We start from the raw sequence: 14845 nt of genomic DNA on the forward strand, positions 1-14845 counted from the left end.
AAGCATGAGTGCGACAGAGAAAAGCGCGCATGAGTGAATGACACGACTGGCCCCGTATCCCTGATGCGGGGTCTTTTGTTGACGAAAGGTTCGGGCTGGGGCGGAGTGCGTGGTCATCGGTCGCAGTGCCCCGCCTTGGGTGTCGCGTGTGCAGTCCCTATACTCATGGCTTGTTTACCGCAGGAGAAAGGCATGTCCCTGACTATCAGCATCATTCTGGCCGTCATCGCGATCATCATCATCGCGGGATTGGCGTTCTATGCCCTCAAGCTGCGTCGCGAGGTCAAGGTGCGTGAAGCGCGCCGCGAGCAAGAGCTCATCCAGGCACGCGCCAACTGTCTGGAAAGCCTCGAAGCCATCGCACGCGCCATGCAAGCCGGGCAGGTCGACATGGTGGAAGGCGGTCTGCGCTGCAAGGTACTGATCGAGATTCTCGATACCTCACTGGCCGAAGATGACGTGCTCTCGGTCTTCGGTGTCCTGCATGGGCGGGTCTCACACCTGCACACACACTCGGCGCGCAAGGAGCTGTCGCCGCGTGAGCGCCTGGCCGAAGACAAGGAGCGCATCGCCGTCGAGGAAGCGCTGGCGGAGTCGCTGCAGCTGGCGGCGAGTCGCGTGTTGAGCAACATGGAGTTCTGGCATCAGCATTACCTGGGGCGCAAGCGTCCCGCTTCGCCAGCAGATCTGGGGCAGGCCGTCTGATGAGTCTTCAAGAGGCAGGCATGAACACGACACTTTCCTTGCTGGGTACGCCGCTGGCCGAGCTGCGTCACGCACTGCACCGCTCACCGGAACTCTCCGGACAGGAAGCCGCCACGGCGGCCTGCATCGCCGGCTGGATGCAGGAGGCCGGCGCCGAGGTGGTCAGCGGTCTGGGCGGGCATGGTCTGGCCGCCATCTTCCGCGGTGCCGAGCCAGGCCCGCGCGTCATGCTGCGCTGTGAGCTGGATGCTCTGCCCATCGATGAGGCGCCGCGTGGCGACTGGTCCTCCTGTCATCCGCATGTCGGGCACCTGTGCGGCCATGACGGCCACATGAGCTGGATGCTGGGCGTGGCGCAGCGCCTGACGGCGTCTCCGGTCGCCAGGGGCGAGGTGGTGTTGCTGTTCCAGCCCGCCGAGGAAACCGGCGAAGGGGCGCGTGCCGTCGTGCGCAGCAAGGCCTTTGCCGCACTCAAGCCGGATTATCTCTACTCGTGCCATAACTTGCCGGGGCGTCCCCTCGGGGAAGTCAGCGTGCGCGACCATGCCTTCACCTGTGCCTCGCGCGGCATGATCGTGCGGCTTTCCGGGCTCTGTGCGCATGCGGCCCACCCGGAAAACGGTCGCAGTCCGGCGATGGCCATGTGTCGCATCATGCAAGGCCTGTCGCGTCTGCCGTTGCAATTTGCCGATGAAACCGGGCTTGCGATGGTGACCCTGATCCATGCGCGCCTGGGCGAGGTCGCGTTCGGTACCTCGCCAGGCGATGCCGAGGTGATGGTCACCCTGCGCACCGAGAGCGATGACATGATGAAGGCGCTGGCGGAAGCGGCCGTGTCACTGGCGCGCAGCGAGGCGGAAGAAGACCGTCTGGGTATCGACGTTGACTGGTGTGACACCTTTGATGCGACCTGGAATTCGCCTGAGGCGAATGACATGATTCGCCGTGTGGCGCGGCAGCAAGGGCTTGATTGCGTGGAACTTCCCCAGGCGCATCGTTGGTCCGAGGACTTTGGCGTGCTGGCACGAGACTGCCATGCCGCCATGTTCACATTTGGCGCAGGTGAGGAAATGCCGGGGCTTCACCACCCCGATTACGATTTTCCTGATACGCTGTTGGCGCCCGGCGTCGAGATTTTCGAGGGGCTGGTACGCCAGCACCTTGGAAGAGAGTAAAACAGGGGTTTTACAGCGTCGCCAATCTGATACAGTTAGTGTCAAAGTTTTTCGACGTTGCAAAAAACACTGTTTTCCTTCAACGTATGCCTGAGGATCGGTACCGTTTTCAAGGGAAACAGACCCGATCAGAGCTGGAAGGACGCACCTGCATGTGCTTTCTTCTTAAAGGAAGATTTGAATAAAATTCCTTTCATCGTAACGAGTTCGGCTCTTATACTGAGTCGATACGTAACACCCTCGTTACATATTGCGCTGTGTTAAGAAGGAGTCTTACATGAAAAGATCTACGACTGGCCTGGTTCTGGGTTCTGCATTGGTTGTTGGCCTGTCTGGCTGCGCAAGCTCTGCTTCCCAGTCTTCATCTGCTGAGAAGCCCTGGTACAGCCAGCCGTTCGTCTGCGGTCTGGCCGGTGGCCTGATCGGTGGCGGGATTGGTTACGGCGTCTCTGGTGACAGCGACGAAGACACCGGCGCTTCTCTGGGTGCTGTCGGCGGCGCGACCGCTGGCGCACTGCTGTGTGCTGACGATGCTCCGAAGTCCATGGATGACGATGGTGACGGCGTGCCGAACGACCGTGACGAATGCCCGGGGACTCCGGCAGGCGTCGCTGTTGATGCGAAAGGCTGCCCGCTGGACACCGACGGTGACGGCGTTGCTGACTACAAGGACCAGTGCCCGGGTACTCCGGCCGGCGTCACTGTTGACGCGAAAGGCTGCCCGCTCGATTCCGACGGTGACGGCGTGCCGGACTACCAGGACCAGTGCCCGAATACCCCGGCCGGCGCCAAGGTCAATGCCCTGGGCTGTGTCGCTGACCTCGTCCTGCGTGACGTGAACTTCGAGTTCGACTCCGCCAAGCTGACTGCCAACGCCGAGAAAGTGCTGAACGGTGTGGCGGCCAAGCTGGTCTCCAACGAGAACGTCCGCGTTCGCGTCGAAGGTCACACTGACTCCGTGGGTTCTGACTCCTACAACAAGCAGCTGTCTCAGAAGCGTGCTGACTCCGTGAAGTCCTACCTGGCTTCCGAAGGTGTTGACACCAACCGTATCCAGACTGTGGGTTACGGTGAAGAGCAGCCGGTCGCCAGCAACGATACCGCTGAAGGCCGTGCCGAAAACCGTCGTGTCGAGCTTGCTGAAGTCAAGTAAGCCGAACGCGGTAAGCTGAATCAGACGGGGCGCCTCAGGGCGCCCCGTCTGCGTCTGTGTCGTGCATGGTCTTCAGTGGCTCAAGCGTATCTTTACGACTTTTGAACGGGCTGCTAAGGTTTTGCCTCGCTCATGTTCCCGCGTTATGTGTCCACACCCTGACTGGTCACTCGATCATCATGGGGTGGTGGGCGGCGCCCCAGGCATTGTAGGCCGGGGTCAGTAGCGTGAGGGGTGTGATCGTCATTGCCCTATTTCGAGCCGGCGCCCCGCGTTCGGCCAAATTCGCTTCACGTGACCCTTGGTAAGGGCCACCACTGAACGCAAGGAATTCTTCATGCCTATCGTTACTCTGCCTGACGGCAGCCAGCGTACCTTCGATACCCCGATTTCCGTGATGCAGCTGGCCGAGTCCATCGGCCCCGGTCTTGCCAAGGCCTGCGTGGCCGGCAAGATCAATGGCGTCGAGGTCGATGCCGCTGACATGATCACCGAAGACGCCAACGTCGCCATTCTCACGGCGCGTGATGCGGAAGGCCTAGACGTGATTCGTCACTCCTGCGCGCACCTGATCGGTCATGCCGTCAAGCAGCTCTACCCGGAGGCCAAGATGGCCATCGGCCCGGTCATCGATGACGGTTTCTATTACGACATCGACTTTGGCCGTTCGGTCACCCCGGAAGATCTCGAGACCATCGAGAAGCGCATGAAGCAGCTGATCGACAGCGAGTACGATGTGGTGCGTGAGTATGTCTCGCGTGACCAGGCCATGGCCGCTTTCGAGAAGCGCGATGAGCCGTACAAGCAGGAGATCATCGAGGGCATCGGCGAAGGCGACACCATCCGTCTTTACCACCACGAAGAATACACCGACATGTGTCGCGGCCCGCACGTGCCGAATACCCGCCACCTCAAGCACTTCCAGCTGCTCAAGCTGGCCGGTGCCTACTGGCGTGGTGATTCCACCAAGCCGATGCTGACTCGCATCTATGGCACCGCCTGGCCGGACAAGAAGCAGCTCAAGGCCTACCTCAAGCGTCTCGAGGAAGCCGAGAAGCGCGATCACCGCAAGCTGGCCAAGAAGCTGGACCTCTTCCATATGCAGGAAGAGGCGCCGGGCATGGTGTTCTGGCATCCCAATGGCTGGACCATGTACCAGGTGCTCGAGCAGTACATGCGCCGTATCCAGCGTGCCAATGGCTACCAGGAGATCAAGACACCGCAGGTGGTCGATCTTTCGCTTTGGAAGAAATCCGGGCACTGGGGGCATTACAACGAGCTGATGTTCACCACCGAGTCCGAGAAGCGTGAGTACGCGGTCAAGCCGATGAACTGCCCGTGCCACGTCCAGGTCTTCAATCAGGGTCTGAAGAGCTACCGTGACCTGCCGCTGCGTCTGGCCGAGTTCGGCTCCTGCCACCGCAACGAACCGTCCGGCTCTCTGCATGGGCTGATGCGCGTGCGTGGCTTCACCCAGGACGACGCCCACATCTTCTGTACCGAGGATCAGGTCGAGTCCGAGGCCGAGGACTTCATCCGTCTGACGCTGGAAGTCTACCGTCAGTTCGGCTTCGAAGACGTCGAGCTGAAGCTCTCCACTCGGCCGGAATCCTTCATCGGTGAGCCGGAAGCGTGGGACAAGGCCGAAGCTGGCCTGCAGGCAGCATTGGATGCGACTGGCCTGCCGTGGGAGCTGCAGCCGGGTGAGGGCGCCTTCTATGGACCAAAGATTGAATTCTCTCTGCGAGATTGTCTGAATCGTGTCTGGCAGTGTGGTACTCTACAGCTCGACTTCAATCTGCCTGAGCGTCTCAGTGCCCAGTTTGTCGATGAAAGTGGAGAGCGTCGCATGCCGGTCATGTTGCACCGCGCGATTCTCGGCTCCTTCGAGCGCTTCCTCGGCATCCTGATCGAGCACCACGCAGGCGCGATGCCATTCTGGCTCGCCCCTGAGCAGGTTGTCGTGATGAATATCACGGATTCCCAGGCAGAATATGCCAAGGATCTGGTCTCCCGCCTCGAGAAACATGACATCCGTGTCAAAGCAGACTTGAGGAACGAGAAGATCGGCTTTAAAATCCGTGAGCATACTCTGCAGAAGGTTCCTTACCTCATCGTCGTTGGCGACAAGGAAGTGGAAGCTGATGCAGTAGCTGTCAGAACCCGTTCCGGTGAAGACCTCGGCACCATGAAAGTTTCAGAATTCATGGAACGCCTGAAGGAAGAACAGGTCTGACAGTAACGAATTTCAGCCAAACGGAGACGCAACGATCAAGCGGAATAATCAGCGCGGACGCCCCCAGGAAAAGCGGGCTCCCATCAATGACCGTATTCGTGCGGACGAAGTCCGCCTCATCGACGCAGATGGCGAGCAGGTTGGCGTAGTGTCAACCAAGGATGCGCTTGTCAAGGCCGAAGAGGCAGGGCTCGACCTCGTCCAGATTTCCAATGCCGATCCCATCGTCTGCAAGATCATGGATTACGGCAAGTTTCTTTTCGACGAAAAGAAACAGAAGAATCTGCAGAAGAAGAAGCAGAAACAGATCCAGGTCAAGGAAGTCAAATTCCGTCCTGGTACCGATGAAGGCGATTATCAGGTCAAGCTACGCAACCTGACTCGCTTCATCGAAGGCGGAGACAAGGGTAAGGTAACCTTGCGCTTCCGTGGTCGCGAAATGGCGCACCAGGACATCGGCCGCAAGCTGATGGAACGGATCGCCGGCGACCTCTCGGAGCTCGTGACCGTCGAGTCCTTCCCGAAAATGGAAGGTCGTCAGATGATTATGATTCTCGCGCCGAAAAAGAAGTGATCCATAGGCAGTAGAACGGACATATCAGGGTCACGCCTGCGGGCGTGGCTCTTTTTGTCGGCCCTGGATTTTCTCAAGAAACCGAGCGGAGTTAATACTCATGCCGAAGATCAAGACTAACCGCGGCGCTGCCAAGCGCTTCAAGAAGACTGCCAACGGCTTCAAGCACAAGCAGTCCTTCCGTAGCCACATCCTGACCAAGAAGTCGACCAAGCGTAAGCGTCAGCTGCGTGGCATGAAGCAGGTTCACGCTGCAGACAAGGCGCTGATCCAGCGCATGCTGCCGAACCTGTAAGCCGTCCTTACCTCGGTCCAACTTTCTTAATATCAGGAGTACGCTATGTCCCGCGTCAAGCGTGGCGTCGTCGCACGTCGCCGTCACAAGAAGATCATGAAGCAGGCCAAGGGTTACTACGGAGCGCGTTCACGCGTCTTCCGCGTAGCCAAGCAGGCTGTCATCAAGGCCGGCCAGTACGCTTACCGTGACCGTCGTGTCCGCAAGCGTCAGTTCCGTGCCCTGTGGATCGCGCGTATCAACGCTGCGGCCCGCATCAATGGCATGTCCTACAGCCGCTTCATCGCTGGCCTGAAGAAGGCCAATATCGAGATCGACCGCAAGGTCCTCGCCGATATCGCGGTTCACGAAAAAGCTGCCTTTGCTGCCATCGTCGAGAAGGCCAAGGCTGCTCAGTAAGTGGCCGGATCAGATATCGCCCAGGCCCGGCGAGCCGCTGAGGTGGCGAACCGGGCCGTGACTGTCGAATGCTTGCATTGGACAACTCAGGCGGTATCGAGATGACGTGTTACGTCACAGGGGAAGAGCAGCCGCTCTTCCCCTGTTTTTGTTTGGCCCGCCGTCAGAGAGCCGGCGGTGGGGCAGCAGCGACATGAACGGGATTGGCCGCGTTGCGGGCCGGTCTCTGGCAAGGGCGCGATCGTCTGTGTGATTCACCGCAGGCGGGGCGCTCTCCCTGCCGACCTTCAGGTCGGCGCGACTTCCATTGGTGGCGGACATTGCCGCGCCAGTGACTCAAGCGATCGGAGCTGAACGGATGGAACATCTTTCCACCCTGGTGGACGAAGCACGCACCGCGATCCAGGCGGCCGAAGACGTCCAGACCCTCGATGAGGTACGGGTACGTTTTCTCGGCAAGAAGGGCGAGATCACCGCACTGCTCAAGGGCCTCGGCAAGTTGTCCCCCGAAGAGCGCCCCAAGGCCGGTGAGACCATCAACGAAGCCAAGCAGCTGTTGAGTGGCGAGTTGGATGCACGTCGCAATACGCTGGAAACGGCGGCGCTCAATGCGCGTCTTGCCGCCGAGCGCGTCGATGTGACCCTGCCGGGCCGTGGTGAGCCGGTAGGCGGCCTGCACCCGGTCACCCGCACGCTTGAGCGTATCGAAAGCTTCTTCTCGCACATCGGTTACGGTGTCGCTGAAGGGCCGGAAATCGAAGATGACCATCACAACTTCGAAGCGCTGAACATCCCGTCGCATCACCCGGCGCGCGCGATGCATGACACCTTCTATTTTGACGCCACGCGTCTTCTGCGCACCCACACCTCTCCGGTGCAGGTGCGCAGCATGAAGGCCAGTGAGCCGCCGCTGCGCATTGTCTGCCCGGGTCGCGTCTATCGCTGCGACTCCGATCTGACCCACACTCCGATGTTCCATCAGGTCGAGGGTCTGCTAGTCGACGAGAATGTCAGCTTCGCCGACCTCAAGGGCACCGTCGAAGAGTTCCTGCATGCCTTCTTCGAGCGTGATGACCTGGAAGTCCGCTTCCGTCCGTCCTACTTCCCGTTCACCGAACCGTCCGCTGAAGTCGATATCCAGTGCGTGATGTGTGCAGGTGACGGCTGTCGTGTCTGCTCCCATACCGGCTGGCTCGAGGTGATGGGGTGCGGCATGGTGCATCCGGAAGTCTTCCGTCACTCCGGTATCGATAGCGAGCGCTTCCGCGGCTTCGCCTTCGGCATGGGCGTAGAGCGTCTGGCGATGCTGCGTTACGGCGTCAACGACCTGCGGTTGTTCTTCGAGAACGACCTGCGTTTCCTTCGCCAGTTCAGCTAGGCACTCATTCACGTATCGCGCCTTGAGGGCGTGAACTTACGGAACAGGACAGCAAGATGAAATTTTCCGAACAGTGGCTGCGTGAGTGGGTGTCGCCGGAACTGAACACCCAGCAGCTGGCCGATCAGGTCACCATGGCCGGTCTGGAAGTCGATGGTATCGAACCGGTCGCCGGTGAGTTCACCGGCGTGGTCGTGGCCGAGGTCAAGGACAAGCAACCGCACCCGGAGGCCGATCGCCTCAATGTCTGCCAGGTAGATGATGGCAGTGGTGCACTGGTGCAGGTCGTATGTGGCGCCCCGAATGTCGCCGCTGGCCAGAAGGTGCTCTTCGCTCAGGTCGGCGCGAAGCTTCCGGGCGACTTCAAGATTCGCAAGGCCAAGCTGCGCGGTGTCGAATCCCGCGGCATGATCTGTGGCGCCTCCGAGCTGGGTCTGGAAGCCGAGGCCTCCGACGGCATCATGGTGCTGGCCGCGGACGCGCCGGTGGGCCGTGATGCACGTGACTTCCTGAATCTTGACGACAACGCCATCGAGGTCGATCTGACCCCGAACCGCGGCGACTGCCTGAGCGTCAAGGGGCTGGCGCGCGAAGTCGGCGTGCTCAATCGTCTCGCCGTCACGGCGCCGAGCATCGAGCCGGTTGCCGCCCAGATCGACGATACCTTCCCGGTCACCGTCAGCGCGCCAGAGGCATGCCCGCGCTATCTGGGACGTGTCGTGCGTGACGTCAATGTCGCCGCGACCTCGCCGCTGTGGCTCGAGGAGCGTCTGCGTCGCAGTGGCATCCGCAGCATCGACCCCGTCGTCGACGTCACCAACTACGTGCTGCTCGAACTCGGCCAGCCGATGCACGCCTTTGATCTGGCACGCCTGAACGGTGGCATCGAGGTGCGCATGGCAGCCGCTGAAGAGCCGCTGACGCTGCTCGACGGTCAGGAAGTCGCGCTGCGGGACGACACCCTGGTCATCGCCGACGAGAAGGGCCCGCTGGCCATCGCCGGTGTGATGGGTGGTGAAGGCAGTGGTGTGAACGCCGAGACGCGCGACATCTTCTTCGAGTCGGCCTTCTTCGCGCCGTTGAGCGTGGCTGGCAAGGCGCGTAGCTACGGCCTGCACACTGACAGCTCGCATCGTTTCGAACGTGGTGTGGACGCGCAGCTGCAGCGTGATGCCATCGAGCGCGCGACGGCTCTGCTGCTCGAGATCACCGGCGGCAAGCCGGGCCCGATCATCGAGGTTGCCAGCGACGCAGCGCTGCCCAAGGCCGCTGTCGTCAGCCTGAGCGGCACCAGTGTCGAGCGCACGCTGGGCATGGCGCTGCCGGATGACGAGATCGTCGAGATTCTTGAGCGTCTGGGCATGCAGGTCGCCGCGAATGGCAATAGCCAATGGCAGGTGACGGTGCCGAGCTGGCGTTTCGATGTCAGCATCGAGGCTGACCTGATCGAGGAGCTGGCGCGCATCCACGGCTACAACAATCTGCCTGTCAGCCGCCCGAACGCGCGTCTGGCGCCGGCCGTGGCCAATGAGACCACTCAGCCGCTGACCAGCCTGCGTCGTCAGCTGGTGGCGCGGGGCTATCAGGAAGCGATCAGCTACAGCTTCGTCGCCCCTGAGCTGCAGAAGACGCTGGATCCGCAAGGGGTGGCGCCGGCACTGGCCAACCCGATTTCCAGCGACATGGCGGTGATGCGCAGCTCGCTGCTGCCGGGGCTGGTCAAGGCGCTGAGCCACAACCTCAATCGTCAGCAGTCGCGCGTGCGCCTGTTCGAGACCGGGCTTGTGTTCCGCGGCGAGCTGGACTCCCTCGAGCAGACGCCGATGATCGGCGGCCTGATCACCGGTGCCCGTCTGCCGGAAGGCTGGAATGGCGGTCGTGACAAGGTCGATTTCTTCGATCTCAAGGGCGATGTCGAGGCACTGCTGGCACTGGGCGGCAATCTGGATGCCTGGCGCTTCGAAGCTGCCGAGCATCCGGCACTGCACCCGGGCCAGTGCGCTCAGCTGTTCTTCAATGGCGAGCCGGCGGGCTGGATGGGTGCCCTGCACCCGGCGGCGCGCGCCGAGCTTGGCCTGAAGGTCGAGGTGTTCGTGTTCGAGATCACGCTGGCCTCTGCCTGCGCAGGCCGTCTGCCGCGCTTCGCGCCGCTCTCCAGGTATCCGGAAGTGCGTCGTGACCTGGCCTTCGTGGTCGAAGAGGGCATTCACGTGCAGTCGCTGCTCGACGCCATCCGCTCGCAAGCCGGTGAATGGCTGACGGACCTGCGCCTGTTTGACGTCTATCAGGGCCAGGGGGTAGCCGATGGTCACAAGTCGCTCGCCCTGGGCTTGACCTGGCAGCATCCTTCGCGCACGCTGAATGATGAGGAAATCAATCAGTTAGTCGATGCGATCGTCACCGATGGCCACACACGTTTCGGGGCGGCGCTGAGAGCATGAGTCGCCACTTGAACGAGGGAGCGGACATGGGAGCGTTGACCAAGGCGGAACTTGCCGAGCATCTGCACGCAGAACTCGGCATGTCCAAGCGCGAAGCCAAGTCGATGGTAGAGGTGTTCTTCGACGAGATTCGCGGTTGCCTGCGGGAAAATGAACAGGTGAAGCTGTCCGGTTTCGGCAACTTCGATCTACGTGACAAGCGCGAACGTCCGGGGCGCAATCCCAAGACAGGCGAGGAGATTCCGATCTCCGCGCGTCGCGTGGTGACATTCCGCCCAGGTCAGAAGCTCAAGGCCCGAGTGGATGAGTACGATGGCGAGACGCACGCACATCAGCGTCTTGAAGAGCATGATGACCACGATGATCATGATGATGATCACTGAGGTCATTGCCTGACCTCACCCGCCGCTCCCTGAGCGGGTGACTATGCTCACGAAAGCCCCGATGCCCAGCGTCGGGGCTTTCGTCGTTCTGAGGTGTCGTCTGTGGTGTGCCATCAGCCGCGCGCCATCGCCCGTGCACATGCACATCAGCCGATCGAGAGCTCGGTACGTGCATAGCTGATGCCGGGGCGGCTGCGGGTCGCCAGCAGGTAGCCGAGGGCGAGTGGTCCGGTGCGACCCAGCAGCATGGTCGTGATGATCAGCAATTGCCCGCCGGGCGAGAGCTCGGGCGTCAGGCCGTGGCTCAGGCCGACGGTGCCGAAGGCCGAGACGGTCTCGAAGGCCAGTGACAGAAAGGCGTGGTCCGGGTCGGTGATGGTCAGACCGAACAGCATGCTGAAGATCAGCAGCATCGCCGCCAGTGCCACGGCGATCGATTTGAAGACGGTGTCATCGCCGATGCGGCGGCCATGCAGGGTGGGAGAGGGTTCGCGGCGCAGGAAGGCGCGGGTGGTCAGCAACAGCGCCACGAAGGTGGTCAGCTTGATTCCGCTGGCCGTCGAGCCGCTGCCACCGCCGATGAACATCAGCGCCATGGTCCACAGGGTCGAGGCTTGCGTCATCTCGGCGGTATCGATGACGCTGAAACCGGCGGTGCGCGGTGTGATGGCCATGAAGGCGGCGGCGAGCAGGCGTTCGCCATGACTGGCCATGGCGCCCAGCGTGCCGGGGTTGCGCCACTCGAGCGCCAGTATCATCACCAGGCTCAGCAGGTTGAGTGCCACGGTGGCTTCGATCACCAGGCGTGTCTGCACCGAAAAGCGCGAGGGTTGCAGCAGCACGCGCCAGCCATGTTCGCGTCGCCGCTCACGCAGCTCGCCGATGACGGCGAAACCGATGCCGCCGGTCATGAACAGGACTCCGATCACGCCGCTGGTCAGGGGATTGGCCGCCTCGCGCATCAGGCTGTCCGGCCACAGGGTGAAGCCGGCATTGTTGAAGGCCGAGACCGAGTGGAAGAGGCTCAGCCAGAGCCCCTCCTGCCAGCCGTACTCGGGCACCCAGTCCATCGCCAGCAAGGAAGCGCCTGCCAGCTCGAGCGTCAGTGCAAAGGCGGTGATGATCTTGAGCAGGCAGCCTATCTCGCGTGAACTGCTGCGATTGAGCGCCTCGCGCAGCAGGCTGGTCTGATGCATCGGCAGGCGCTGGCCCAGCATCACCAGCGACAGGGCGGCAATGGTCATGAAGCCTAGGCCTCCGAGCTGGATCAGTATCAGTACGATGGTCTGGCCCGCGAGGGTGAAGTCGCTGAGCGGAGTGACGGAGAGGCCGGTGACCGTGACGGCCGAGGTGGCGGTGAACAGCGCCGACAGCCAGCTCAAGCCTTCCTGATGCATGCCGGGCAGTTTCAGCAGGCAGGCGCCCAGCATGCCGAGGCCCAGAAAGCCGCTCAGCAGAATCTCCGGCGGCGACAGATGGATGATGGGCCCGCGTGGGGTGCGGGTCAGGGGGCGGAGATAGCGCCGGTAGCGCTGCCTCATAGATGAGCCCCCAGTTTGCGCAGCGCGCTCAATTCGCCGATCAGAACCAGATGGTCGCCGGTGGACAGTCGCGTGCTGCCGGAGGGTTGGCGATCGAGGGTCTTGCCCTTGCGCAGCGCGATCACGCTGATGTCGTCATCGATGGGCAGCTGATCGAGCTGCTGGCAGTCATCGCCCAGCCGGGCACTGACCTCCAGCTCGACCACGAACTGGTGATCGCCGAGATGGATGAAGTCGACCATGGCATGGTAGGCGAGGCTTTCCGCCACGCGCACGCCCAGGTCGTACTCGGGATGCACGATGTGATCGACCCCCAGGCGGCTGAGCAGCTTGTGGTGTGCATCCGAGGTGGCCTTGACCCACAGCTCTCTGGCGCCAAGCTCCTTGGCCAGCAGCGTGCAGATCAGGCTTTGTTCCATCGAGTTGGCCAGATCGATCAGGACGGCATCGTACTGTTCAAGCCCCAACTCCTGCAGGGCATGTTCATCGGTGGGGTCCGCGATCACGGCCTGGTTGAGCAGGTCTGCCACGGCATTGAGACGCTTCTCATCGGCGTCGACGCCGAGCACTTCATGGTCATGGCGCCTGAGTTCCCGCGCGACGGTGCTGCCGAAATAGCCCAGTCCGATAACCGCGAATTGACGATGCATGACGCCTCCTTGTCTGCGCTGCCAGATGAGGCCAGCTGCTCTTTGTCCAGACGCTTTCTGGCCAGGCACTCTCAGGTCCCAGCACTCTCAGGCCCAGACCTCTCTAGCCAGAGCGTTCTGGTCTGCGTCTCTTGAATGAGCCTACTCCAGTGATGCGGTGATGTCGGGTCCTTTTGCGGCGTCGTTCCTCTCAGGGTAGGTTGCTTGCCAGCCCTGGGTGGTCATTATCGTTTCAAATGTTACCAAGTTGGAGTATCTAATGTAGAGTGATTGCCGTCGTGTGGTGATGGCGTTTTCGCAGAGGAATTCTGAGGGAATCGTGGTGATTTTCGATGGGAATCGCGGACGAACATGCTTCATATCAGTAAAATGGTCTGTGTGAGCACCCAAGACGGCCAGGCGTTGCGTCGATCACCACTGGCTCACAACAATAACTTGTAAGGTATTCCATGACGGCAAGACAGCAACCCAAGAATCTCTGGATCAGTCGCTGGGGCTTCATCCTTGCAGCTACCGGTTCCGCAGTAGGGCTGGGCAATATCTGGAAGTTTCCCTATATCACCGGTGAGTATGGCGGGGGTGCCTTCGTGCTGGTGTATCTGGCCTGCATTCTCGCCGTGGGCGTGCCCGTGATGATGGCGGAGATTTCCTTCGGGCGGCGGGGGCGCGGCAGCCCCATCGAGGCGATTGCCAATCTGGCACGTGAAGCGGGGGCCAGTCCGTTGTGGAAGGTCTTCGGTTGGATCGCGATGCTGGCCGGCTTCATGATCCTGTCGTTCTATGTCGTGGTCGCGGGGTGGTCGTTCAGTTACCTGTGGAAGATGGCCAGTGGTGCGCTGTCCGGACACAGCGTCGCGGAGCTGGGCGCCATCTTCGAGGCCGGCAACGCCAATCCCTGGGCATTGGGCGGCTGGGCCACGCTGGTGACAGTGGTGACGATGCTGATCGTCGGGCGCGGGGTGCAGGAAGGTGTCGAGAAGAGTGTGCGCTGGATGATGCCGGGCATGGTGATCATGCTGCTGATCATGATCGGCTACGCCCTGACCTCGGGCAACTTCTCGGCAGGCTTCCACTTCCTGTTCGATTTCGATGTCACGCGCTTGAGCAGAGAAGGGGTGCTGGCCGCGCTGGGACATGCCTTCTTTACCCTGTCACTGGCCTCCGGCGCCATCCTCACCTACGGCTCCTACCTGCCGTCGGGCACCTCCATCGCCCGTACCACCTTCACGGTGGCGATCGCCGATACTCTGGTGGCGTTGATGGCGGGTCTGGCGATCTTCCCTATCATCTTCGCCAATGGCATGGACCCATCCTCCGGGCCGGGGCTGATCTTCATGAGCCTGCCGGTGGCCTTCAACCAGATGCCCTTCGGGCAGCTGTTCGGGGTGCTGTTCTTCGCCATGCTCTCGATCGCCGCCCTGACCTCCGCCATCTCGATGATCGAGGCGACCGTCGCCTGGCTGAGCGAGAACCGCAACATGAGCCGCGCCAAGGCTTCGTGGCTGGCCGGCAGTGTGCTGTGGCTGGTGGCGATGTTCGCGATGCTGTCGTTCAATCTCGGCGCGGACTGGACGCTGGCCGGCAAGCACTTCTTCGACTGGCTCGATTACCTGACCTCGCGCTGGATGATGCCGATCGGTGGCATCGCCATGGCGCTGCTGGCCGGGTTCGTCTTCAAGAGCAGCATGCTGCGCGATGAGTTGAATCTGAGCGACGCCGGCTATCGTCTGTGGCTGTTCATGATTCGCTATGTCAGCCCGGTCTGCATCCTGGCGATCTTCGTCGATGCCCTGGGTGTCGCAGAGCTGTCATTCGGCGACTGGCCGTATTTCGTGGCCGTCATCCTGGCAGCCTGTCTCGTGGGCGAGCTGCTCTCGCCGCGCCTGCGCGAGCGTGCCATCGGGCAGGGCTGATG

At 61.6% G+C, this 14845-nt stretch carries 13 protein-coding genes; 11 read left to right on the plus strand and 2 right to left on the minus strand.

What is annotated here, in order from left to right:
• Nucleotides 1-192: 192 nt before the first annotated feature.
• The 10 genes from MKZ40_RS03090 (at nucleotide 193) to ihfA (ending at nucleotide 10739) form a co-directional block, all read left to right on the plus strand.
• A complete protein-coding gene (locus MKZ40_RS03090) occupies nucleotides 193-705 on the plus strand; it encodes a DUF2489 domain-containing protein (protein ID WP_175089326.1) in 513 nt (170 codons plus the stop codon).
• A gap of 20 nt (nucleotides 706-725) precedes the next feature.
• A complete protein-coding gene (locus MKZ40_RS03095) occupies nucleotides 726-1880 on the plus strand; it encodes an amidohydrolase (RefSeq protein ID WP_175089328.1) in 1155 nt (384 codons plus the stop codon).
• 277 nt (nucleotides 1881-2157) lie between these two features.
• A complete protein-coding gene (locus tag MKZ40_RS03100; RefSeq protein WP_175089329.1) occupies nucleotides 2158-3033 on the plus strand; it encodes an OmpA family protein in 876 nt (291 codons plus the stop codon).
• 337 nt (nucleotides 3034-3370) lie between these two features.
• Nucleotides 3371-5269, plus strand: coding sequence for a threonine--tRNA ligase (thrS, locus tag MKZ40_RS03105; protein WP_175089331.1), 1899 nt, complete (start codon nucleotides 3371-3373; stop codon nucleotides 5267-5269).
• Between the two features lie 34 nt (nucleotides 5270-5303).
• Complete coding sequence (infC, locus tag MKZ40_RS03110) at nucleotides 5304-5843, plus strand: translation initiation factor IF-3 (protein ID WP_082388253.1); 540 nt, start codon at nucleotides 5304-5306, stop codon at nucleotides 5841-5843.
• A gap of 100 nt (nucleotides 5844-5943) precedes the next feature.
• Nucleotides 5944-6138, plus strand: a complete 195-nt coding sequence (gene rpmI / locus MKZ40_RS03115; protein ID WP_043335648.1) for a 50S ribosomal protein L35 — start codon at nucleotides 5944-5946, stop codon at nucleotides 6136-6138.
• Nucleotides 6139-6183: 45 nt separating this feature from the next.
• Nucleotides 6184-6537 carry a 50S ribosomal protein L20 gene (gene rplT, locus MKZ40_RS03120; protein ID WP_043335644.1) on the plus strand — a complete coding sequence of 118 codons (354 nt, stop codon included), beginning with the start codon at nucleotides 6184-6186 and terminating at the stop codon, nucleotides 6535-6537.
• Nucleotides 6538-6895: 358 nt separating this feature from the next.
• A complete protein-coding gene (gene pheS, locus MKZ40_RS03125) occupies nucleotides 6896-7915 on the plus strand; it encodes a phenylalanine--tRNA ligase subunit alpha (protein ID WP_043335643.1) in 1020 nt (339 codons plus the stop codon).
• A 56-nt stretch (nucleotides 7916-7971) separates the two neighbouring features.
• Complete coding sequence (pheT, locus tag MKZ40_RS03130; RefSeq protein WP_175089333.1) at nucleotides 7972-10356, plus strand: phenylalanine--tRNA ligase subunit beta; 2385 nt, start codon at nucleotides 7972-7974, stop codon at nucleotides 10354-10356.
• A 26-nt stretch (nucleotides 10357-10382) separates the two neighbouring features.
• Nucleotides 10383-10739 carry an integration host factor subunit alpha gene (ihfA, locus tag MKZ40_RS03135; protein ID WP_107336300.1) on the plus strand — a complete coding sequence of 119 codons (357 nt, stop codon included), beginning with the start codon at nucleotides 10383-10385 and terminating at the stop codon, nucleotides 10737-10739.
• Nucleotides 10740-10885: 146 nt separating this feature from the next.
• Here the strand turns inward: ihfA and MKZ40_RS03140 are convergent, their stop codons facing one another.
• Both MKZ40_RS03140 and MKZ40_RS03145 read right to left on the minus strand, forming a co-directional pair.
• Nucleotides 10886-12280, minus strand: coding sequence for a potassium transporter TrkG (locus MKZ40_RS03140; protein WP_175089335.1), 1395 nt, complete (start codon nucleotides 12278-12280; stop codon nucleotides 10886-10888).
• Nucleotides 12277-12930: a TrkA family potassium uptake protein gene (locus tag MKZ40_RS03145; RefSeq protein ID WP_175089336.1), complete on the minus strand. Its 654-nt coding sequence runs from the start codon at nucleotides 12928-12930 to the stop codon at nucleotides 12277-12279. The genes MKZ40_RS03140 and MKZ40_RS03145 overlap by 4 nt, the downstream gene beginning before the upstream one ends.
• Before the next feature lie 449 nt (nucleotides 12931-13379).
• Here MKZ40_RS03145 and MKZ40_RS03150 point away from each other — a divergent pair, with 449 nt between their 5' ends.
• Nucleotides 13380-14843, plus strand: a complete 1464-nt coding sequence (locus MKZ40_RS03150) for a sodium-dependent transporter (RefSeq protein ID WP_175089338.1) — start codon at nucleotides 13380-13382, stop codon at nucleotides 14841-14843.
• The last annotated feature ends 2 nt before the right edge of the window (nucleotides 14844-14845 follow it).

Origin of the sequence: Cobetia sp. BMC6 (assembly GCF_029991385.1) — a bacterium.
Classification (GTDB): domain Bacteria; phylum Pseudomonadota; class Gammaproteobacteria; order Pseudomonadales; family Halomonadaceae; genus Cobetia.